A 22,997-nucleotide genomic window follows, 5' to 3' on the forward strand; every position below is an offset into this window, starting at 1 on the left:
TTTTCACCAACCTTAACTAATTGTTTGTATTTCATTATATAATTCTTTTAAGAGTACTAAATAATCAACTTTACCCTCCTCTACCTCGTTCATCTTTTCGAGTAATTTCACAGTTCGTTTCTCAGATACTATTTGTTTATAATTTTCCATAAGATATTCTTTAACTGCCATACCTAATTTGGTTGGTATTATTTTCTTCAAATTTTTAGACTCTATAATGTATCTTCTTTTCTTTAACGTAGAGATTATGACTGCATACGTACTCGGTCTTCCGATCTGTTTACTTTTCATCTCACTTATCAACTCTCCTTCAGTATATAATTGCACATCACTCTTATTTAACGTGCCTGTTACTTTACCAATAAGTTCTTTTCCTTTCATTTTTTCTTCTATAGGTTGATAAGGCTTAAATGTAGTATAAATAGCCTCTTGTAATACTTGTCTAAACTCATCTCCTTCTTTTAACCTATACCCAATAACAAACTCCTTCTTACCCTCATCTAAGTCCAATTCAGTATTATCATCAGTATACGCCCTTATCTTAACTATTTGTTTAGTTACTATTAATGGTGGTAGTTGACTAGTAATGAACCTCCTAAATATTAAATTATATACTCGAAAGTGATTGAAGGTTAATTGTTTAGAAAGTTCCAAATCCCCTTGCTCTATTGACGCCTTTAGCATGGTTTCATCTAGGGGTTTAGTAGGCCTTATAGCTTCATGTGCACCTCCTTCTCCCCAAGATCTTGGTCTAAATACCTTGGAAATGTCAACTTGTTTAGACTTAAGATAACTTTCTGCTACACTTATACCAACGTTAGATATCCTAGTACTGTCTGTTCTATGATAAGTTATCAAACCCAATTCGAAAAGATCTTGAGCTATTCTCATGGTCTCCGATGCAGGAATTCTTAAAAGATTGGCAGCGTCAGATAGTAATGTATCTGTAGTATATGGTGGTAAGGGACCAAAATCTTCTTCTTTTGTATTTATATCTACTATTTGTATAAATATTTGAGTTTTTTTAGATAAGCCATTCTTCTTTGAAGCCAATATGCTGAAGGGAAAGACTGATTTATCTTGAGACTCTATAATAAGGTACTTTTTCTTATTTTCGTTATATTTTTGGTATCTATTGACTACCCAATCTAATACTGGAGTTTGAACTCTACCTGCACTCAGATTACGATTTTCTTTACACTCCGTATTTTCCTTGGATATGGATTTACAGTGTTGTTCCCAAAACTCCGTTTGAAGTTTCCGTGATAGTTTAAACCCAATCCACCTATCCTCAATCCTTCTGACAATTTGCGATTTAACTAAATTATCGTTAAATTCTCTAGGATTCTTTATTGCATTAAGTATTGCTCTTCTAGTTACCTCGTGAAATTCAGCTCTCTTTATATTACTATTAAATGGTCGAATAGCCAAATATATATCCCAAGCAATTTTCTCTCCTTCAGTATCAGGGTCGGTACCTATAAGAACCTCATCAGCTTCAAGAGCTAATTTCCTCAGTATATCTACAACCTCTGTCTTATCAGCAACTATTTTGGACCCACAAATAGGACATTTATTCTCACTTAGATCCTTTACTATCTGATGACCTTTTTCACATTTCTTTATGGTAGAATAAATTGGAACAAAATTGCTATCTTTTACTAGGACTCCATATACATAATTACCATCATATCTTTCATTGTCATCTTCAGTTATTAGATCATAAATATGCCCACCACTAGCAGCCACAATTAGGATCCTATCTCCAAGTACTGTCTCATAAACTCTGAGCTTACCATACGATCTTGTGGATGGTCTTGAAAAGAAGTTTGAAATAGTTTTCGCCTTGTTAGGAGATTCAACTATAAATAAAGTAGTCTTAACGTTAAGAGCGGATGATTCTACGCTTCCCTCTTTCTTCATTTTACTCAAATTCTCTCTTTCTTCAGTTATTTTAGTTACAATATCACTTAAACTAGCTTGTCCAAGTCTATCTGCATCAATATCTAGGGGATACCATTTTACTTCATCTAAAATTAAATTTAGTTTTTTATTGAGCAATTCAAATAATCTAAGATTATCTATTAATAATACTGAAAGACCAGTAGTTAAATTAGCACCATAAAGTCTAGATGTTCTGCCACTAGCCTGAATATAGGTTAAATAGTCTGGCATTAGAATATAATCCCCCTCTATTACCAAATCCCCAACATCGGATATTTTTTTCAAAAACTCAGTATCTTTTAGATATTCATTAACTAAACTATACGCCTCCTTTAGCCTCTCATCATCTATCTTTCCTTCTCTTATATCCTTGGCTAACATTGCTAAAGCTGCAGGGCTTATCCTTCTTAATCTCTTACGAATATAACTAAGTAAGCCCCTTATCTTGTCATCGTTCTTCACTAAGTATACTAAGCTTAGTAGTCTAGTTAACGCCAATGGATGCATATATTCGCCAATTTTGAATTTAAATTTTGGTATACCTACAAAGATTGAATATTTTACTCTCCAAGGTAAATCTATTCCTCTAACTAAAACTCCGTAATGAGTTGCTACACCGACTAGAGATCCCACCTCACCTCTCTCAAATTTCTCTAATCTGGAAATAGAAGACGATGCAACTGATTCTGCATTTATCCCATGGTCTCTCAAATTTGAAGCTAAATACTCGGCATATTGAACACCTTTATCTATAGGCACAAAAATCAAAGTACCGTCATTAAGCCTTTTAAGAAGTCTAATAACAGTACCGAGTGTGCACTCGTCAACATCTTGTCCTTTACAAGTTTGAGTCAGATCGATATAAGAGTCATAAATATTCCTTAAGTATATTACGGAACTCCCAGGTCTAAAGCCCATAAGCGATGAGAGTGTTGGATTTCCCCTACTGATAGTTGCAGAGGAGAAAATTACTATTTTGTCCTTTAGTTTATTTTCTCTAATTTCTTGGATTTTTCCGAACTTCTCTTCATCGCCTATATTTTCTCTAAGTAATTTCATAGTTGTTTGAATATCCTCATCAGTAAACCCTACCAGCCGAAGTATTGCCTTTGCACTTTTCCCAGATTTTAACGCAGCGTCTACATCATCCACGAAAATGAAGTCAAACTTTACATTCGACAATTCAGATAGATTCTGAATAACATATCTACTAGTAGAAACAAATATGTCAAAATCCCCACTCTTAAGTTGTTCTAATACGTTCTCAGTCTGAGTAGAAGATTGTTTATTATAAAGTATTCTAGGTGAATATGAGTATGATTCAGAAAATTTTGCCAGTTTATCTATAGTTTGTGATATTAAAGTCCTAGTTGGGAAAATAATGATTGATTTCCTATTACGAGTAGCGTTGTATAGGGACATTATTAAGCCAAATGTCGTCTTACCTAGACCGGGAGGTGCTATTATTGCAAAACTTTCTCCCCTTAAGAACCTTATTATCCATGACCTTTGAGGACCTATAGGTTTCGAACTATTTAGTAATTTACTGAATATTTCTTCAACTTTCTTGTATTCTTCCAATATATTATATAATTGGTTAAGATTTTTCAAAGTATTGTTTTCAGAAAGAATATTAATCAGATCAGATAAATTGTTAAACTCTTTATCCTCTTTTAAGCACGATTCGCATACAGAACCGTTAAATAGCCTCTGAGATGATATATTTCCTCCACAATTAGGACATGATCTAGTATATATTGAGGGAGGGACTTTGTCTATGCTTGTCAATTTCTCAATCTCGTATAGTCTTAATGAGAAAGACTTATTTTAAACGTTTCGGAAAGATGATTAATATGTCCCAACAATTAAAATTGAGAGTGGTAGAAGCTAGGCAAAGAGATGTTGGTAGGAAGGTCGCCAGAATAACTGATTACACTATGAGTAGGTTAGGAATAGAGAACGGTGATTATGTAGAGATTACTGGACCTTCAGGATCTTCATTAGCACAAGCGTTAATAGGAGATGGAATAGCGGACAATGAGATAAGAATAGATGGTTACATTAGAAAATCCATAGGAGTGGGTATTGGAGATGAAGTTACAGTAAAGAAAGCACAAGTGCAAGATGCTAGCAAGGTAGTTTTAGCTCCAACACAACCTATTTCCTTTAGCCAAAGTTTTGTAGAATATGTTAAAGACTGGTTAATGGATAAACCTCTAAGCAGAGGAGAAACAATTTCTGTTCCTACTTACGTTGGATCCATAGACTTCGTTGTAGTTTCAACACAGCCTTCACAATCTGTAAGAGTTACAGGTAGAACTTCCTTAGAGATAAGACAAGAACCAGTAAAGGAAACTGCAGCAGTACCTAAGGTCACCTGGGAAGATATTGGCGACCTTGAAGACGTAAAGGAGAAAATAAGAGAAATAGTAGAACTTCCAATGAGACATCCAGAAGTTTTCCAGCATCTAGGAATAGAACCACCTAAGGGTGTATTACTATATGGACCACCAGGAGTTGGGAAAACCTTATTGGCCAGGGCGCTTGCTAATGAAATAGGTGCGTACTTCACTTCAATCAATGGACCAGAAATAATGAGTAAATTCTATGGTGAAAGTGAACAGAGACTAAGGGAAATCTTTGAGGAGGCGGAAAAGAACGCGCCAGCTATAATTTTCATTGATGAAATAGATGCGATAGCACCAAAGAGGGAAGAAGTTACCGGAGAAGTAGAGAAAAGAGTGGTAGCGCAATTGTTGACTCTAATGGATGGAATTAAAGGAAGAGGAAAAGTAATAGTCATAGGAGCAACTAATAGACCAGATGCTGTAGATCCGGCATTAAGAAGACCAGGTAGATTTGATAGGGAAATAGAGATTAGACCGCCTGACGCTAAGGCTAGAAAAGAGATTCTACAAGTACATACTAGAAATATGCCTCTAGCTGAGGATGTGGATTTAGATAAAATCTCCGAACAGACTCACGGCTACACTGGAGCTGATCTAGCAGCTCTAGCTAGAGAAGCAGCAATGAATGCCTTAAGAAGGTTTATTAATGAACGCAAAATTAATCTAGAACAAGAACAAATACCAGTCGATGTGTTAAAGGAATTGAAAGTAACTATGCAAGATTTCATTGACGCCATGAAGTTCATCCAACCAACACTCCTTAGAGAAGTATATGTGGAAGTGCCAAAAGTTAAATGGGAGGATATTGGAGGATTAGAAGAAGCTAAACAGCAATTAAGAGAAGCTGTTGAGTGGCCATTAAAATTCCCAGAAATGTTCGAAAAGCTTGGTATTAGACCACCTAAGGGTATATTGTTATTTGGTCCGCCAGGAACTGGAAAGACAATGCTTGCAAAGGCTGTTGCAACTGAAAGCGGAGCAAACTTCATAGCAGTAAGAGGACCAGAAATATTATCCAAATGGGTAGGTGAAAGTGAAAAGGCAGTTAGGGAAATATTTAGGAGGGCAAGGCAAACGGCTCCTTGTGTAATATTCTTTGATGAAATAGATTCGATTGCACCCATGAGAGGCTTTACACACGATTCCGGTGTAACAGAAAGAATAGTAAATCAGTTACTATCAGAAATGGATGGAATCCAATCGCTAAATAGAGTTGTAGTTATAGCTGCAACTAATAGACCAGATATTCTAGATCCAGCTCTGTTAAGACCGGGTCGATTTGATAGATTAATATATGTCCCCCCACCTGACGAAAAGGCTAGAATAGAGATACTCAAAATTTACACTAAAACACTACCCATAGATTCCAGTGTGAACCTAGAGGAGTTGGCCAAAAAACTTGAGGGATATACTGGAGCTGATATAGAGGCTTTAGCTAGGGAGACCACGATGAAAGTATTAAGACAAAAGTATTATGAGTGTTTAAATAAAGCCAAAAAGGAGTGTAAAGACCAAGAGTGTAGTGATAAGACCATAAAGAATTGTATGAGCAATCTGGAAATAAAAATCACTATGCAAGATTTCCTAGATACCATGAAGGTTGTAACACCTAGTCTGACTAAAGCTGATATTATGAGATATGAAAACATGGTAAAGGAAATAAAGAGATCGGTGATTGGTTGAAGCAATACAAAATTCTTTTAATAATTGCAGATGGTTTAGGAGACAGACCAGTATCTAAATTAAATGGATTAACCCCATTAGAAGCTGCCAATAAACCAGCCATAAGTGATTTACTTAAAAACTCAATGATTGGCTTGATGGATCCAATATCCCCTGGCGTAATCCCGGGGAGTGATACTTCACATCTATCAATATTTGGGCTAGATCCACACGTTTATTATAGAGGAAGAGGGGCTTTCGAGGCATTGGGGGCTGGAGCCACACTCAAACATGGAGATGTTGCATTTAGAGGAAATTTCGCTACAGTGAACAATGATCTAGTAGTAGTTGATAGAAGAGCAGGAAGGAAGCTTGAAGAGGGAGAGGAGTTAGTAAAGGAATTAAATGAAAAAATTAAAGAGATAAACGACGTAAAAATTAGATTTTATAAAGGAACAGAACATAGAGTAGCGGTAGTATTATCTGGGAAAGGAATAAGTGATAAGGTTAGTGACACTGATCCTCATTATGAAGGCTTAAAAGTTCTAGAAAGTAAACCATTAGAAGATTCTACTGAAGCTCTGAGAACCGCTGAGATAATCAACATACTTACGCGGAAAGTTTTCGATGTCTTAAACTCCTCAGAAGTAAATAAGAGAAGAATAGAACAAGGAGAGAAGCCGGCTAATATAGTATTGTTAAGAGGAGCTGCCCATTACGTTAAGTTGCCATCATTTTCAAGCTATACTAAGCTTAAAGCTGCTGCTGTTTCAGCTACAGCACTTATAAAAGGAATATGTAGAGAACTTGATATGAACGTTGTAACACCAATAGGCGCCACTGGAGGTATAGATACTGATTATAACGCTAAAGCTAAAGCGACAATAGAACTATTAAAGGAGAATGATTTCGTTTTTCTACATATTAAGGCTACTGACGCTGCATCACATGATGGGCTAGTAGAAGAAAAAGTAAAGGCGATTGAGAGGATAGATAAAGCGATAGGAACTATTGTGGACAATGTTGGAAGAGATAATCTAATATTGATGTTTACTGGAGATCATGCGACCCCAGTGGAGGTTAAAGAACATTCAGGAGATCCAGTTCCAATACTTCTCTACGTGCCTTATCCAATTATTAATGATAGTGTCAGAGATTTTAACGAGAAGGAGGTTAGAAAGGGAAGTCTAAGAATAAGAGGATTGGACGTAACAAATATATTGCTAAACTACTCTAATAGAGCAGAAAAATATGGCGCGTGATGACGCTCGGAAGGACGGATTTAAAAATGAAGATCCTGCGCAGGGCTGATTAAAGTAGAATTTGCTCTCCAATACGAAAGAGAGTTAACATTCTTCGACTACGGCTTTTTCTAACATGTCTCTTACTCTCCACCTTATCATCTCGTTTACTATAATTACAACCGCTCCCGCATTAGGTTGCCCATAAATAACTATATCACCATTATTTGCACTCAATATGACCGGAATAACAAGTAAGTCCTCTTCTCCATTTACAAAAACTACTCCACCATCCCTATCTTTTAGGATATTCTCCATAATTTCAAATATTTCAAATCGAATTTTCCCCGCCTCATTTGTCACCCTATATTCCTTATTCTTTATAATAGCCCTATGTTGTGGTATAGATCTCTTGGTTTTTCCATCTATAACTTCTAAGAAGGGGATTATACCACTTTGTTCTAATACTTTGCTTACGTAATCCCCTACAGTTATAACCTTGAAACCTTGTTGTATCGATTTAGATACAAAATCTAAAAAGACTTTGTTATTTGTAAAAAGAATACCATATGGTCTAGAAAGTTCTTTCCTTAAATTATCAAAAGCAAAACATAGGTTTACTTTATTATTATTGCGTATTTCCATGGCTTTGGGGCCTCAGTTATTTTAGCTACTTCAGACTCTGAATCAATGATAATAATCATACCATCCCACTCTTCTGTAAAACTACTGCTGCCACATACTGGACATGTTTCCTTGTCAGTCTCTACTAATGCCTTACAATTTTTACATGCTTTAAAGACTGATTTCTTAGCCATTCACGCTCACTTCTTAGCCTGTGTTATCCACTCTAACTTGCCCAAGTAGGGCTGTCTCATAGTTAAAGCGATTCTAGGCAATCTACCTGTTACCGTAGACGCAACGCTTATCACTCTTGCTCTTACTTTGTCACCCTTTTGTATTACTTTCTTAGATTTTTCGCCGAATATTATACCTCTTACATTGTCATATTTCAGTGTATCATCTGTTATTTGGGAAATGTGAACGAGGCCATCCATCGGTCCTAAGTTAACGAACACACCATAGTTGTCAACTTGTAAAACCTCACCCTCAACTACTTCTTGTACAACTGGTACATAGGTTATCATATCAAATTCGACCTCATGATAAGTAGCACCATCACCAAATACTAACATCCCTTCCTCACTGGTTTTGACATTTAATATAGCTAAAACTAGACCTAAATCCTTAAGGATCTTTTCTTGATATTGTTGTCTTAGTTCATTTAAAGCGATCTCATTTAATGGTTTACCAAACTCATTGGGTGGGATCCTCACAATGCTACGTGCTTTAATAAGTTTATACATACGTTAGATAGGATATAAGGATTTTATAATTTTACTCCTATTTTGAAGAAATAAAACTCCTATCCCCTTTTTAATTGCATTACTTTTTAATTGCTTATCATTAGTAAATATAAACATGTTATATCTAAGAGCAGTCCTTATCAACGCCTCATCTGTAGGTAAATCGTCATAATCATTTATTAAATTCCATGAGTTTTTATATACTTCCAAATATTTCCTGGCTATTCTAATTCTGGATGTAATAATAAATCTTTTTTTATTCTTTTCAGATAAAATATCCAACTCTTTTAAGACTGCAGAATGAATAAAAAAGGTCGGTTTATAATCTAGAAATTCCAATACCTTATTAAATGGATCTAAACCATCGTATACATATAATAAAATATTAGTATCAATCAGTACTTTTAGATCTCTATTAACCCCCATCCTATCATTCTCCACCTACCAGCTATTTGCCTACTTATAACAGTTCTAATATTATTAGACCATACTGCCACGGGTCTTCTTAACTCCACTTCAATCTCATCCTTCTTTACAGAAGTAACTATCCCCAAAGTCGTCGAGGAACCTACAGATAACATCAAAGTTTCCTTAGCTCTTATGGGATCTACCTTTAACATCTCCTTAGCTCCAACTACACGTTCCAAGAGATTATACTTTATTCTGATATTCCATAAAACTGGAACATTAGCATCAGCCAAGGTTACAATACTTCCAAGCAAATTATCAGCCTTAGTCAATGAGGGATCCAAATATGTACCTATTGCTACTAAACCTCCCGGTTTAGCCTCCTTAAATTCCTCATCTCCAAATCTTATGGATGAAATCCTTGTGAAAATAGGTTCATAAGATACTTTACCTTGTTTTTCTACTCTTAAGCCCGGTAATACTTTTATTTCTTGATCAACCTTAAATAAGCCTTGTATAATACTACCACCTATCACGCCACCCTTCAGCTCATTAAATTGGGTACCGGGCTTATTAACGTCAAAACTCCTTATCACAAGCATAACAGGTTGTTGTGAGAGATCCCTATAAGGAGTCTTTATGTACTCCTCTATGCCCTCTATTAGAGTATCTATATTAATCTTATGAAGCGCGCTTACTGGAATTATAGGTGCATTTTCGGCCCAGGTTCCCTTTGTAAACTGCTTTATTTGCTTATACTGCGACAATGCTTCCTCTTTGGAGACTACGTCGACCTTATTTTGAACTATAATTAGATTTTTCACTCCTATTATACCTAGTGCTACGAAATGTTCTCTAGTTTGGGGCTGGGGAAAAGGTTCATTTGCAGCAACAACAAGAATTGCACCATCCATTAACGCTGCTCCAGATAGCATTGTAGCCATTAGAACCTCATGACCAGGGGCATCAATAAAGGAAACTCTTCTCAAGAACTTGGGCTCCTCATCCGATCCACAAGATTTACATGAGGGTTCGGTTACATATGCCTCTGGTTTTTTACAACTCTCACAAATGCCTATATTAGTCTCCGCGTAACCTAATTTTATCGTCATACCTCTTTTTAGTTCTTCAGAATGTTTTGAAGTCCAAATTCCCGTTATAGCCTGAACTAGCGTTGTCTTACCGTGATCTACATGTCCAACTACACCTATATTAACTTCTGGTTGAGCTTTAGGCCATGCCAAAAACTGCTTCACCTTACTATTATGGTATTAATTTGAACTATTTCCTGGCTAATAGTATTTCCTCTTATAGTTTTTCTTCTTCTTTCTCCATCTTCATTCGGGTAGAATCCAGGAGGCCCACTTAGCAATATTTTACGCTTAGCCGCTCCAGTAACATCAAATCGCATTGGGAATCCAGAATTATCTGATCCTCCAGTTATCTTTAACTTAACTGGTAATCCAATCAGTTGATTAGCTTCAAATGTATCACCTATTTTTAGACCAACTAGATTTGTAGCCTTGTTTTGATCAATACTTATTTGTAACGTCTTAGTCCTATATGCAATGGCTTCAAAATCTTCTGCTCCAAACTTCTCTGCCATTGTTTTACTTATCCATACTTCGTTATCTGGTACATTGTTATCTACTTCAACCTTAAAATGGCCTTTTACCTTTACCTTTTTATCCCCTTCTTGTTTGGTTATTTCTAATGTGATGAGCGTATCAATATTTAATAATTGTTTAGTTTTCTCATTAACTTTAGCCTGGGGTACCGCTTTTCCTTCCTTTTCTCCACCTATAGATTTTATTTGATCATTTGCCTTTACTTTAACCTTTACTCTTTTAGGCTCTACAGATTGTGGATCTGAAATGACAATTTTGAAGTCCGGCATTTAACAATGCCACCTTTTGTGTGGTATACTTAAAACAAATATATAAAATCGCATCACCATAAGCTACATGAGAAACGTTGTTAGGAGTTTTATTAGTTTTACATGGTAGCAAGATACCAGAATGGAAAGATGTTGGAATTAAGTACGCAGAATATTTATCTAGATATTTTAAGTTAGTAGAATTCGGCTTCTTAGAGTTTAATAAACCTACGTTAAGCGAAGCCCTAAGTAATCTTCTGGCTAAGGGGGCTGATAAGATAGTAGTAGTTCCATTATTATTTGCAACTGGAACTCATTTCAAAAGAGATATCCCAAGGCTACTAGGTATAGATGGTGACGAAAAGAAAATACAATACATGGGAAAGAAAATTGAAATAATAATAGCTGACCCTTTAGGATTTGATGAGAAAATTGGAGAAGTATTAGTTAAAAGGGTTAACGAAACTTACAACAAAAACTGTTAACTTGCACCGGCTACTAGTAGTTCTGCCTTGGCTGGATCATAAGCCCATTCTTGTGGAAGCTTTCCAACGCTCTTATAATATCTAGCTAAACGCCTGATCTTTGACTCAACCTCTTCTAATCCTTTCTTGGCTGTCTTATCACGTGGATACTCATTGATATGTCTTCTTATATTTACTGCTTTCCTTATTAGATTGAACAGATCCTCCGGTATTTGAGGAGCTAAACCTCTTTCTTCTAATATTTGAGTAACTTTTTTCCCAACTATTTGCCTAACTAAAGGAATTCCATATTGATCCCTTAATATTATCCCTATCATAGATGGAGTATAACCTCTTTTCGCTAATTCTTCTACCAGCATTTCAACTTCTTCTCTGGTTAGCCTCACCCATTTAGGCGCTCCAGCTCTAGCAGGTCTTATTGAATGTGATTTCCCTTTAGCCCTTCTCTTGTTCATCTATACTCACCAAATTACTACTTTTAATCTACACTATATCCTTTCCTTTTAAGTTCTTCTCTTACAACCTTGGTTCCCTCTACCATTGATACCAGTTTTTGATAGGCTATTTTTCTAGAAAGTAATTTCAGTCCGCAGTCTGGATTTATCCACACCTTCTCTGGAGGGAAATACTCTAAAATTTTTCTTATATCATTAGCGATTTCCTCAGAAGTTTCGACCCTTCTATTATGCACATCTATTACTCCAGCTCCAAGTTCCTTATCGAAACCATATTTCTTCAAAAGCTCTAAAGGCTTATAGTTGTAAATTTTTAATGCGAAATTTATCTGATCAACCTTAAGCTCGTTCAAGTATGGTGCAACAAAGCTATATTCACCATAACATATGTGCATAACTAACTTAGCGTTTACACCTTTTACAGCTTCATTTACTGCTTCCACTCCCCAACTTACGTCCTCCCTTCTAGTGTGTAAGGCTGGCTCATCAATTTGTATTATTTTAGCTCCAGCTTCTACCAGGTTCTTGATTTCTTGATTTATCGCTTTCGCTAGATCAAAAACTAGGTCCTTTTTATTCTTATAGTATTCATTATAGGACCATTCAGCTATAGTATAAGGACCAGTTATTGTTATTTTCAAGTTATCGGTATAAGAGACGGATTTTGCAAAAGTAAACTCGTCAACTAGCATTGGTTTCTTGTACTCAATTTTGCTAACAACAGAAGGCTTTCTATAATATGCCGTTCCCCACACTCTTACTGGACCATAGAACTTAAATCCTTTTATTCTCTCAGCAAAAAATTCAACCATTTCATCCCTTCTAACTTCGCCATCTGTAGGAACATCAACTCCTGCATTATAGTGATCTTTAAGCACTGCTATGACAGCATCGTTAAAGGCCTCTTGTAAGTCCTCGTCGCTTATTTTACCTGCCTTATGGAGTCTTATGGATTCTCTTAACCATTTAGGCCTAGGATAGCTTCCAATAACAGTTGTAGGAAGTAAAGGCAACTTATTCATTACTCTCCACCTTCTCTAATTTCTTTAAAAGTTTTAGTTTCTTTACGACAACAACCTCGGGTATAAAGTCAAATAAGGTATTATTGCCTATAATCACATCACTTGCACCTTTTCGCTTAACGGAGTTATAAACTCTAATAATTGTACTTATCTTTTCCATCTTAGTGTTCCTAGCATTTAGTATACCTAAGTGTACTTTCCTAGAGGGGAAATACGTATATACTCTCCCAAGCTTCTTCAAATTTTCTATCACATCTATACCGAAATAGTCTACCGGTAAGGAGAAGAGTATATCTAGCCTTTTTAGGTTATTAATTTCAAAATAGGTCATTAGATGCTTCTCTATTTTTACATTATCAAACATAGTCTTGTATGTCTCTGGTAATTTCTCTAAAACATCTCTCTTTATGTTACTACTAAATATTGCAGGTTCATGAATTTCTATAGCATCGACTACATTTGAAAGTTCTTGTGATAATGAATTAACAGCTGATGCGTAATCAATCATTAGATCTATTGGATTCTTATAATACCGATTATCAGATAGTACATAGTATGTTAAAGGCCCTGGAATTACGGCTTTCAACTTAGAAGATAAACTTAATTCTTCCTTAATTTTCCTAGAGGACTCCAAATCTTGTAGGAAAATGTTTTCCTCTCTTGTCTTTACATTTATTTTCTCCTTAATTATAGGTTGCCTATAATAGAAGTTGTTATCAAAAAACCTTTGCAAAGGACCTTTTTCAACACCAGTAATAAAACCAAATGTTACATCAATAACATCGTCCCATCTGAATAATCCATTGGTAGTATAATCTAATTTAACATCTCCAGCTAGCTCAAACAATTTCTTTATATTTTCATTAATGTACTTCTCTAGTTTCTCCTTATCTATCTTGCCCATATTATACCATGAAATTACTTTTCCCAATTTGGGATTTTTTGGAAAACTGCCCACTAAGGCTTTTTTCACATTCATTATCAAACTTTTGGAGCTAATAAATAAGTAACTTTCCCTCCTCCCTCCATATTAAAGGATAACTGAAGAGGCTTCTGGTCACCAAATGCTATCTTGACGAAATCTGAAAGTTTAGTTAATGACAAGACGTCATCCAGATATTCTGCAGAATATGAGTTCTTGGAGTTCTTAGAGAATTCTAAATCTTGAAGACCACCAGTATCTTTAGAAAATTCGACTTCAATTTCATTCTCTCCTTCAGCCTTAATCAATATTTTATCTTCATAACCCTCTATAATTACATTATCACTCACTGTTGAAACTTCTGATATTGCTGACTTAAAGCCATCTGAAGAAATCGTGGCTGATATATCGAATTGTAGGTTGATTTCTGGAATATTTTCCTCAGACACCTCTAGGTTCCTAACATTAAACTCCCTATTAGTTCCTCCTATAATATTTATGATAACAGTCTCTGGAGATTCACTAGATATTTCTATTGCCTCTTTTCTCTTAGCTACTTTCAGAATTTTCATCAGATATTGGGTATTAAAGCCAAACTTAAATTCCTCACTTACGTCATACTCTTTAAACATCTCTTTAGGCAAGTTAACTGATATTAGGGAAATGTGAGCCCTATCCAATGCAACTAACTCCACATTATCCTCCTTAAACTTTAATACCGCTTCATCAACTAACTTGGCTAAAGCTTGTACAATATCTTTGAGAACCCTCACATCATCGTAAACTACTTTCATGTCAATCAATCTTATATTCCTTTCAAAAGATTTAAGATATATCATACTTTCAATCTAACTAAAGATTCAAAAGATTTAACTATCCTTTAGAGAATATACTTCTAACAATGAGAAGAATATTATTATCATCAGACAGAAGTGGATCGGGAAAAACACTTATCACATCAGCAATTATGAGAGCGTTATCTAAAAAATACAGAGTTAGAGGTTTCAAAGCTGGACCAGATTTCATAGATCCCGGGTATCATAAGATTGCCACAAGCTTTCCTTCAATAAACTTAGACTTATGGATGATGGGGAAAAACAATGTAAAGAGAAGTTTAATAAAATATGGAAGGGAACTCGATATAGGAATAATTGAAGGAGTAATGGGTCTATATGATGGTGTAGATACGCTTTACAGCACGTATGAGCTTGCTAAAATTACTAAGACTCCAGTAATCTTAATAATTAATTGTTCTAATATAGGAAGTACTGTGGGTGCAATTATAAAGGGGTTAAAATACTATAGAAACGATGTGAATATTCGAGGAGTCATCTTTAATAAAATAGCTTCCGAGACCCATTATAATTATTGTAAGAATGCAGTAGAAGATGTTGAAGTTTTAGGCTATGTTCCATTTGATAAGAATCTGGAAGTTAAATCCAGACATTTGGGCTTGGTCACGATTGAGGATAATAAAGAAGTACAAGACTTAATTAGATATGCATCAGAGTTAGTAGAGAAATATGTTGATTTAGATAAAATCTATGAGATGGCCTCAGATGAAGACCTTGAAGTCGATCTTCCTAAAGATGATGAGAATAAGGGATTAAAACGAAAAATGGCAATAGCTTACGATCCCGCTTTTAGTTTCTATTATCAAGAAAACTTAGATATATTAAGAAGCAGATATGAATTGGAATTCTTCAGCCCACTAAATGACGAGTACGTAGAAGATGCAGAGGCCATATATATCGGAGGAGGCTATCCAGAACTTCATCTAAATGAACTAGAAAGATCCAGCAAGACAAAGAGTTGGCTTAAAAATTCGTCTTATTCTGGAGTGAAAATCTATGCTGAGTGTGGTGGCCTAATGTACTTGTCTAAAAATCTAATAGATGAGAATAATAAAAATTATAATATGGTGGGTATTTTTGATATTGAAATAAAAACTAAGGATAAATTAACAATTGGATATACAGAATTAGAAGCAATTAATGAAAACTTCATAGTTAATAAAAATAGTTTAGTTAGGGGACATGAATTTCATATATCTAAACCCATTAGTGTTAATGAAAAAGAATTTGTATTTAAAGTTAGAATAGGGAAAGGTATTGTTGACAAATTAGATGGTGTAAAAAGCAATAATACTATTGCAAATTACTCTCACTTGCATTTTTCTAACTTTCAGCAGAGGATTGTTTTTTAAGCTCTATTTTCTTTACTCTTTCAATTAATTCAGTTACCTTGTCTATATCTTGTGAATAAAGCCTAACGTGGAATGGAAACTTTGATGAAGACTTAATCTCGACGTATTTCTTATCCCTATTTTGAGAAATTTGAGCGTCAACTAAATACTTTGATGGTAAAAATACACCTGATCTATCAGTAGCTATAACACCTTTTTCTGTTATTTTATATGATGTAGGCGCCATGGGGATATTAGTCTGAAACTTTAGTACACGTCTGTTCATTAAAAAGCTAACACCGTAGAGTAATTCAAAATACAACACGAAAAATCCAAATTTATATAGCGTATTATCAATGTGGGTGACAAATCTAATTATCACATAATTGTAAATTAATACTAGAATTATCATATATAAGAACATTATACCCATTGAAGAGAAATTCTTCTTCATTACCTCAGTAGTTTCCTTTAAATATTCCTCATCCTTGTTTACAAGCTCACTTGCCTTTTTCTCTTCATATAACGTCCTAGCATTAGCTATCTCACCTAGAGATCTCCTTTCTCTAAGTAAAGGATTTGAACGCATCATTATTACGGATGTTATACCTAAGTAAACCAAAATGTATAGTATGTAAAATTCTATAAAATATTTTGGGAAAAAGCTAAGTACTAGGGAAAACAATATCATCATTACTTGTGATAGTAGTACAAACTTCCAGTTGAAGGGATTATATCCAGTAGAGGACATTGCTACTATTACTTTAATAACATAGGCTTATATTTCTGTTGGGTCAATAATTTAAACTCTCAAATAAATATTGTACTTAGATATGAGTAAATACTTTTTTATACTATTGCAGTTCTGATACTCTTGGAATGGATTTTCTTAGTTTACGTAAAGATTTGGAGTCTGGAATACCGCTGTTAATATATGACTTTGACGGAAGAGAGGAAGAAACAGACATGGTATTTTATGCAGGAGCAATAAGCTGGAAAAGTATATACACTCTGAGAAGAGAAGCAGGAGGATTGATATGTTACGCAACGTCAAATAGTGAAGCTAAAACATTGGGTTTGAATTTTATAGCAGAAGAGCTAAAACAACACGAATTATACAAAAAATTAGTGAAGAAGCCTTCTTATGGAGATTATCCAGCGTTTTCCCTATGGGTTAACCATATCAATACAAAAACTGGAATTTCTGACTATGATAGATATGTTACAATAAGTGAATTACATAAAATAATAGCTAAAACTAAAATAAATCCAGAAGATGCCAGAAGGGAATTTTACGAGAATTTCATGACACCGGGCCATGTACCAATACTAATTGCAAGAGATATAAGGGATAGAAGAGGCCATACTGAATTATCAATCGCGCTGTTACAGAAGTTAGGATTAGAAAGTAGCGCGGTAATAGCGGAGATGCTAGATGAGAAATTAAGCATGAATAAAGAAAAAGTAAAAAAGATTGCAAAAAATCTAGGATTCCACTTTATAGAGGGAAAAGATATTTTTAAAGAGGTGGTTATATGACGAGAAAATACGGAATAGCCGATACAACATTTTCCAGGGTTGATATGGGAAGCATAGCATATAAGGTAATAAGAAGTGAAGACGATGAAGCGGAGATCATTAGGTATACTGTACCGGGCATTAAAGATTTACCAGTAGCTTCAAAGAGATTAATAGATGAAGGTTGTGATGGTGTAATAACCCTAGGCTGGGTAGGTAAAACGATGTTGGATAAGTATAGCTACTTGGCTACAAGTATAGGCTTAATAATGGTTCAAATTCTAACTTCTAAACACGTAATTGACGTAACAGTACATGAAGATGAGGCAGATGATGAAGAAAAGTTAAAGGAGATAGCAATTGATAGGGCTACTAAACACGCTAAAAACTTAGTTAAGCTCGTAAAGGAAGGTAAAAACGCACTAACTAAATACGCAGGGAAAGGGTTAAGGCAGGGATATAGTAATGCAGGAGAAATCGATTAGATTAGGAATAGTAGTAGCCGAGTTCAACTACGATATAACGCAATTAATGTTACAGAAAGCATTATCACATGCCAAATTCTTAAACGCTGAGGTGAAAGTAGTTATAAAAGTACCTGGGACATTCGACATGCCTCTTGCAATTAAAAAACTACTTGAGAAAGATTTCATAGACGCCGTAGTCACTTTAGGAGCAGTAATAAAAGGGGAAACTAAACACGATGAAATAGTTGCAAGCCAAACTGCTAGGAAAATAGTTGACCTCTCTACAGAATTCAATAAGCCTGTGACACTAGGAATAATTGGTCATGGAGCAACTCATGAACAAGCTGTTGAAAGAATTGAAGAATACGCAACCAGAGCAGTAGAGGCTGCAATAAAGCTAGTTCAAAGGACGAGAAAGATAGATGAGCTGAAAGAGGTTAAGGAAACGGTGATTATAGATTGAAGGTATTAGCGATAAAGCTTGTAGATTATAGGGAGTGGACTGAGAGATTAGGATATGATAGGGAATGGTTAATTCAAAAAATTCAGAATAAATTCATGATGAAAATTCATGAGATAGCTTCACAATATAACACATTTCCCCTGCAACTCAGGTTTGATAACTTTTTGATGATAGTGGATGGAATAACTAATACCCAACTTATGTACATGATAAACGATATGCGAGAAAACCTTCCAGTAGGAATAAAGACTTGTTTAGGTTATGGAAAAACTCCGCTAGAGGCGCAATGGAATGCATCTGTTTGCCTAAATAATAAAGAAGACGAATTTAAGGAATATATGGACGAAAAAATAGCTGCATTACATTTCGATATAAACTTCAACACGGAAGCGTTAAAATACACATCTGTATATGACTCATTTTTGGAGATAACCAATATATATGTAGATTTATCGAGATTTTTATACAAGATAGGCGGAATATTACAATATTTAGGCGGAGATAATTATCTAGGCTTTGTGTCAACCAATAGCGTCAATAAGGTAATAGAGAAATTTAGTGATGATAATAAGATAAAGGTAGGGATAGGGATAGGACAAAATGCGAGGATCGCAATAAAATTGGCTACTACTTCTTTGGAGAAAATAAGGAATAATAGGGAAAAGACTTGGCATATAGAGGAAGAATAACACTTAACGTAAGACTAGCTTTAGTAGGAGAGGAGCTAGAAATAAGAGAGAACGTTAACTTAGAAATAGAGGAAGGTATAATAACTCATATAGGAAATGGCTTCTCGGCTGAAGGCATAACATTTAAAAACGGAATCTTAATCCCTGGACTAGTTAACGCTCATGTTCATTCTGCCGACTTCATATGTCAAGAAATGGGATACAATATGCCAATAAGTGAAGTTGTTGGAGATCCGTATAGCATTAAATATGAATGTTTAGGCAAAAATACAAAAGAATCAATCATGAACTCTATAGAGAGATTCATCATGAGAGGAAGAGAACTAGGTTCTAATATAATAATCGACTTTAGAGAGCAAGGATTAGAGGGAAGCTTACTTTCGAATACTATTAAGAATAAAATGACTGATAATGGAGTAAAATATTATTTCCTAGGAAGACTTGAAGAAGATGAATTCAAGGACAGCTATAATTTAGATAGACTGTATGAAATAGCTGACGGTTATGGGTTATCTAGCGCTTCTAGTACATCTAATATGGAGTTAATAAGAGATACATTTAAGGATAAAATTAGGGCAGTCCACGTATCTGAGACCATGAAGCATTGGTTAAAAAATGATTTAGAATATGTAATGAGGAAATATGACCCAAATCTAATAATACACGGAACGCATTTAAGTGAAGAGGAAATTAACGTTATAAGAGATAAGAGGGCCTCCCTAGTTTATTGTCCAAGGAGTAACCTCTGGTTCTCTGTGGGAATACCAAAGGTGATAAACGGGTTAAAAAGCGGGGTTAACGTAATGATTGGAACTGACAATGGGGGAGTATTAGATCCAGACATGTGGAAGGAAATGGAAACCTTACTTCTGATTTCCAGAATTCAAGATCCACTTTCCGACTACTCATTACAAATATTGAAGGCCAGTACTATTAACGCTTATAGATTTTTAGGGATTAGAGGATGGATAGAAGAAGGAAACAACATTGAAGCTGGTTTATTAATTCTTGAGGGAGAGAATTCAGGGATACTAAGCTCAAACAATAAATATATGGGAATTATAAAAAGAGGCAATAAAATAATTTATAACCTTGGTGCTATCCAAAAGATCATGTGACCTCCGCTAACTGCTTCCACATCAATTTTCATAGGGAGATTCTCACCAAAGCTCACCATTGTAGGGGCTGAAAAACCTCTTATACCTGTTATAGCATCCTTAAACATTTCCGCACTATAAGAAGATGTAGCTGATGCGTCTACGGAGAGTTCTTTTAAAGGCTTATCTTTCGTTAGCAATGCAACATACTTTTTACCTTCCTCACCAGCTTCTATCTTTACCTTATCCTCTTCTGTTGAAATTCTCATCTCTTCTCCAACTAAAGATACATCTGCTGCTATCACATTAAGTATGCTCTCATCTGTAGTGAAATTCACGGTCAAATTAACTTTTGGTTCAGTCAATTGTTCAACTTGACCCTTTTCCGCTTTAAGATAAATGGTACTTTTCGCCCCACTTTTCTCGTCTCTTATTATAATCTTTAATCCACTGTCAGTTTCACTTAACTCGATCGTAGCTTTCTTTGACCTAGCTTTTGAAAGAATCTTCTTTACTGAAGAAACGTCTAATTTAACTGAAGTGGGACTATCAATACTATATTCACTCAAAACGTCTTTAGGTATTCTTATAATTGCCATCAACACTTTATCTTCAGTCAAATGCCTCGAAAATATTCCATCTTCCGTAAAATTTAGAACAATAGAATCAGTAACTTTTGTAATAGAATTGATAAACGAGAAAAAGTCTTTCGCATTAGGGTAAATAATCTTAAACATAACTTTAACCCTCTACACTCTTTTCTTTTTTCTTGGTCTTTTTAACCTTTTTACTAGCCGCTTTTTTAGCTTTCCTTCTGGAATCCCTCTTCTCGTAATCCTTATAATTGTCCTCAAATAACCTCTTAGCCTCATCTACGGAGATCTTACCATTCAATAAATTATCCCAAATTTCAGTATTTTTCATTAGTAACTCTATATCTTGTATTGAAAGTTTTGGAAACTCCTCCTCTGATGTCTCCTCGACTTCCCTTTCCTCACTAACCTCCTCGTCATTAGTCCCTTCCTTTTCCTCCTCTGTTGACATACCAGATACCATTTATTTTAAAGAATTAAGCTTTACTAAAAGTATATCTCTACTATCCCCGCTTATAGTAACTACGTGACCCCTTTCTAAAGATCGAATAGCTTGATAAATAGCCTCGTATTTATCCCTATCACTCCCTCCCAATGCCCTACTTAAGTAGTCTAACTCTTTCGGCTCAATAACGTTAAATATAAAGATATAACTCGAATTTTGGAAAATATTTTCTATATTCTCAGTTAACTGAGATATCAAAATCATTCCCACTCCGAACTTTCTTACCTCCGCGAATAACCTCTCAACAATTTCTAACCCAGTCTCTTTACCTAGTATAAAAGGTGCCTCGTCTATAACCAAAAATTTCCACAAACGAGAAATTCCACGCCTATATAGATAATTTCTAAAATCTCTAAGTATAGTCTCAATCAAAACGTATTTTAGCTCATCCGTAGCAACTTTAGAAAAATCCAGAATTATATTACCCTCAAAGATCTTTTTCATATCCAAGCTATTGCCACTTAAAATTTGATTAGACAAAAATTGTATATAAGGTTCTATGGAAGATAGCCTAGAAAGATCCTGAGAATTCTCAACCAATTTCTTTCTTCTTTCTATCATCAATAGCACATCCCTAAAAGTCGGTGGTGTTGAATTCCAACTACTCTCATCGTTCTCATCGATCCCTTTCTCGGCGTAGGTATCCATTATGATATTAAAAATATCTATAGTTTGCAAATTGCCAAGTCTGAAAATGGACCTTAGCATATAAGCAACTTCCAGTGCCCTTTGCCTAGGGGATGCGCCATTTAACGAAAGTGGATTTAACGAATTTTTAGAGACGTCAATCCTCTCTCCACTTTCAATCTCGTACTCTCCATGTAAATCAAAAACTAAGTAACTAATATCTGAAAATTTTCCAATAATACTTTTAGCTAAACTAGACTTTCCAGATCCACTCGTACCCAATATTACTATGTTATAATTCTTTGATTCATCAAAATTTAGATGAAATTTCAAATTGGAAAATTTCCTCCAACCGTATTTGGTGTTAGATATCCTATTAACTAAAGAAGGAGCCAATACTCCCTCAATATAACCCAACTCTATCCCCTTTTCCTTTACAGAATAAATAGCTAATTGCGTAAATAGGAAAGGAAATGAGAACCATGACAAGGCAATCAAAGGGAAAACGAGATCATTTGAAACAAGAAGTGTCAAGACAAATGATGCCATACTACCAATAAACAGAAAAAGATTAGATAAAACTTCATAGAAAACCAGAAAGGATACCATAATGAACAACCCACCGTAAATAATCTTATTTTTACTAATATTAACATTTATCCTGGAAATATTTAACAAAATCTCATCTGGAAAACTTCTTCTAGAAATCCCCAATATAACTCCAATAACAATGGTAGCAAGAGCGTAATATCCTAATAGATTTAAGAATGTAGATAAGATAAGATTGAAGTCCACATTATTTGAAATAACTAACGCGTAAGCTATTGCTGTTACATAATAAAGGAATGAGACAATTATGGATGAAAACATTAAAGTGATAACTACTGAGAATATTATCATCAATATGGGAATTACTAGCAATAATATGGACAAATTATTTACTAACTGGCTTAAATTACTTCCAAATGTCAAATAATTCATTATACGATCAATTAGGTAAGCTATGATAAGCATTAATAAATTAGCCACAATGTGTCTCTTCTCATACATTTATATATTCCCC

Annotated in this window: 24 protein-coding genes; 9 read left to right on the plus strand and 15 right to left on the minus strand. The window is 34.9% G+C overall.

The genetic code is table 11. The annotated features are described in order from the left end of the window. Positions 1-12: 12 nt before the first annotated feature. Positions 13-3,732, minus strand: a complete 3,720-nt coding sequence (rgy, locus tag J5U23_RS14615) for a reverse gyrase (RefSeq protein ID WP_218266502.1) — start codon at positions 3,730-3,732, stop codon at positions 13-15. Between the two features lie 23 nt (positions 3,733-3,755). On the opposite strand from rgy, the gene J5U23_RS14620 reads away from it, so the two are divergent. Further along, positions 3,756-6,035, plus strand: coding sequence for a CDC48 family AAA ATPase (locus J5U23_RS14620; RefSeq protein WP_218258796.1), 2,280 nt, complete (start codon positions 3,756-3,758; stop codon positions 6,033-6,035). After that, positions 6,032-7,276, plus strand: a complete 1,245-nt coding sequence (locus tag J5U23_RS14625; protein WP_218266503.1) for a 2,3-bisphosphoglycerate-independent phosphoglycerate mutase — start codon at positions 6,032-6,034, stop codon at positions 7,274-7,276. Before J5U23_RS14620 ends, J5U23_RS14625 begins: the two co-directional genes overlap by 4 nt. An 84-nt stretch (positions 7,277-7,360) precedes the next feature. On the opposite strand, the gene J5U23_RS14630 is transcribed toward J5U23_RS14625, so the two are convergent. The 6 genes from J5U23_RS14630 to J5U23_RS14655 are packed head-to-tail and all read right to left on the minus strand — an operon-like array spanning position 7,361 to position 10,927. Beyond that, positions 7,361-7,900 (minus strand): GTP-dependent dephospho-CoA kinase family protein, encoded by a 540-nt coding sequence (locus tag J5U23_RS14630; protein ID WP_218266504.1) that lies wholly within the window; start codon positions 7,898-7,900, stop codon positions 7,361-7,363. Beyond that, on the minus strand, positions 7,873-8,073 hold the full coding sequence (spt4, locus tag J5U23_RS14635) for a transcription elongation factor subunit Spt4 (protein ID WP_012711669.1): 201 nt from the start codon (positions 8,071-8,073) through the stop codon (positions 7,873-7,875). The genes J5U23_RS14630 and spt4 overlap by 28 nt, the downstream gene beginning before the upstream one ends. 6 nt (positions 8,074-8,079) lie before the next feature. Next, positions 8,080-8,622, minus strand: coding sequence for a DNA-directed RNA polymerase (locus J5U23_RS14640; protein ID WP_218266505.1), 543 nt, complete (start codon positions 8,620-8,622; stop codon positions 8,080-8,082). A gap of 3 nt (positions 8,623-8,625) precedes the next feature. After that, on the minus strand, positions 8,626-9,048 hold the full coding sequence (locus J5U23_RS14645) for a PIN domain-containing protein (RefSeq protein ID WP_218266506.1): 423 nt from the start codon (positions 9,046-9,048) through the stop codon (positions 8,626-8,628). Next, on the minus strand, positions 9,027-10,274 hold the full coding sequence (locus J5U23_RS14650) for a translation initiation factor IF-2 subunit gamma (RefSeq protein WP_218266507.1): 1,248 nt from the start codon (positions 10,272-10,274) through the stop codon (positions 9,027-9,029). Before J5U23_RS14650 ends, J5U23_RS14645 begins: the two co-directional genes overlap by 22 nt. An 8-nt stretch (positions 10,275-10,282) precedes the next feature. Then, positions 10,283-10,927 carry a 30S ribosomal protein S6e gene (locus J5U23_RS14655; RefSeq protein WP_218266508.1) on the minus strand — a complete coding sequence of 215 codons (645 nt, stop codon included), beginning with the start codon at positions 10,925-10,927 and terminating at the stop codon, positions 10,283-10,285. A gap of 77 nt (positions 10,928-11,004) precedes the next feature. Here J5U23_RS14655 and J5U23_RS14660 point away from each other — a divergent pair, with 77 nt between their 5' ends. Next, positions 11,005-11,391 carry a CbiX/SirB N-terminal domain-containing protein gene (locus tag J5U23_RS14660; RefSeq protein ID WP_218266509.1) on the plus strand — a complete coding sequence of 129 codons (387 nt, stop codon included), beginning with the start codon at positions 11,005-11,007 and terminating at the stop codon, positions 11,389-11,391. Here J5U23_RS14660 and J5U23_RS14665 read toward each other — a convergent pair. From J5U23_RS14665 to pcn, 4 genes are read right to left on the minus strand one after another with little or no spacing between them, the layout of a single operon-like run. Then, positions 11,388-11,846, minus strand: a complete 459-nt coding sequence (locus J5U23_RS14665) for a 30S ribosomal protein S15 (RefSeq protein WP_218266510.1) — start codon at positions 11,844-11,846, stop codon at positions 11,388-11,390. The two genes, J5U23_RS14660 and J5U23_RS14665, sit on opposite strands and share 4 nt — an antisense overlap. A 23-nt stretch (positions 11,847-11,869) precedes the next feature. Beyond that, the gene (locus tag J5U23_RS14670) at positions 11,870-12,868 is read right to left on the minus strand and encodes a methionine synthase (RefSeq protein WP_218266511.1); all 999 of its coding nucleotides are present in this window, start codon (positions 12,866-12,868) and stop codon (positions 11,870-11,872) included. Then, the gene (locus J5U23_RS14675) at positions 12,861-13,847 is read right to left on the minus strand and encodes a uroporphyrinogen decarboxylase/cobalamine-independent methonine synthase family protein (RefSeq protein WP_218266512.1); all 987 of its coding nucleotides are present in this window, start codon (positions 13,845-13,847) and stop codon (positions 12,861-12,863) included. The genes J5U23_RS14670 and J5U23_RS14675 overlap by 8 nt, the downstream gene beginning before the upstream one ends. 2 nt (positions 13,848-13,849) lie before the next feature. After that, positions 13,850-14,629, minus strand: a complete 780-nt coding sequence (gene pcn, locus J5U23_RS14680; RefSeq protein WP_218266513.1) for a proliferating cell nuclear antigen (pcna) — start codon at positions 14,627-14,629, stop codon at positions 13,850-13,852. 62 nt (positions 14,630-14,691) lie between these two features. On the opposite strand from pcn, the gene J5U23_RS14685 reads away from it, so the two are divergent. After that, positions 14,692-15,996 (plus strand): cobyrinate a,c-diamide synthase, encoded by a 1,305-nt coding sequence (locus tag J5U23_RS14685; protein ID WP_218266514.1) that lies wholly within the window; start codon positions 14,692-14,694, stop codon positions 15,994-15,996. On the opposite strand, the gene J5U23_RS14690 is transcribed toward J5U23_RS14685, so the two are convergent. Beyond that, positions 15,968-16,726 (minus strand): DUF2208 family protein, encoded by a 759-nt coding sequence (locus J5U23_RS14690; protein WP_218266515.1) that lies wholly within the window; start codon positions 16,724-16,726, stop codon positions 15,968-15,970. The two genes, J5U23_RS14685 and J5U23_RS14690, sit on opposite strands and share 29 nt — an antisense overlap. Positions 16,727-16,854: 128 nt before the next feature. Between J5U23_RS14690 and J5U23_RS14695 the strand changes: the two genes are divergently transcribed. From J5U23_RS14695 to J5U23_RS14715, 5 genes are read left to right on the plus strand one after another with little or no spacing between them, the layout of a single operon-like run. Next, positions 16,855-17,514, plus strand: coding sequence for a 3,4-dihydroxy-2-butanone-4-phosphate synthase (locus J5U23_RS14695; RefSeq protein ID WP_218266516.1), 660 nt, complete (start codon positions 16,855-16,857; stop codon positions 17,512-17,514). Beyond that, positions 17,511-17,978, plus strand: coding sequence for a riboflavin synthase (ribC, locus tag J5U23_RS14700; RefSeq protein ID WP_218258810.1), 468 nt, complete (start codon positions 17,511-17,513; stop codon positions 17,976-17,978). The genes J5U23_RS14695 and ribC overlap by 4 nt, the downstream gene beginning before the upstream one ends. Next, complete coding sequence (gene ribH / locus J5U23_RS14705) at positions 17,959-18,423, plus strand: 6,7-dimethyl-8-ribityllumazine synthase (protein WP_012713917.1); 465 nt, start codon at positions 17,959-17,961, stop codon at positions 18,421-18,423. The genes ribC and ribH overlap by 20 nt, the downstream gene beginning before the upstream one ends. After that, positions 18,420-19,112 (plus strand): GTP cyclohydrolase IIa, encoded by a 693-nt coding sequence (locus J5U23_RS14710; RefSeq protein ID WP_218266517.1) that lies wholly within the window; start codon positions 18,420-18,422, stop codon positions 19,110-19,112. The genes ribH and J5U23_RS14710 overlap by 4 nt, the downstream gene beginning before the upstream one ends. Further along, positions 19,091-20,230: an amidohydrolase family protein gene (locus tag J5U23_RS14715; protein WP_218266518.1), complete on the plus strand. Its 1,140-nt coding sequence runs from the start codon at positions 19,091-19,093 to the stop codon at positions 20,228-20,230. Before J5U23_RS14710 ends, J5U23_RS14715 begins: the two co-directional genes overlap by 22 nt. Here the strand turns inward: J5U23_RS14715 and J5U23_RS14720 are convergent. The 3 genes from J5U23_RS14720 to J5U23_RS14730 are packed head-to-tail and all read right to left on the minus strand — an operon-like array spanning position 20,197 to position 22,984. Continuing rightward, entirely contained in the window at positions 20,197-20,946 is a 750-nt protein-coding gene (locus J5U23_RS14720; protein ID WP_218258813.1) for a DNA polymerase sliding clamp, read from the minus strand. The genes J5U23_RS14715 and J5U23_RS14720 overlap by 34 nt on opposite strands. A gap of 4 nt (positions 20,947-20,950) precedes the next feature. Further along, the gene (locus J5U23_RS14725; protein WP_218258814.1) at positions 20,951-21,265 is read right to left on the minus strand and encodes an RNA polymerase subunit Rpo13; all 315 of its coding nucleotides are present in this window, start codon (positions 21,263-21,265) and stop codon (positions 20,951-20,953) included. Further along, positions 21,266-22,984, minus strand: coding sequence for an ATP-binding protein (locus J5U23_RS14730; RefSeq protein WP_218260917.1), 1,719 nt, complete (start codon positions 22,982-22,984; stop codon positions 21,266-21,268). Positions 22,985-22,997 lie beyond the last annotated feature (13 nt).

It is taken from the genome of Saccharolobus shibatae B12 (assembly GCF_019175345.1).
GTDB classification, from domain to species: domain Archaea; phylum Thermoproteota; class Thermoprotei_A; order Sulfolobales; family Sulfolobaceae; genus Saccharolobus; species Saccharolobus shibatae.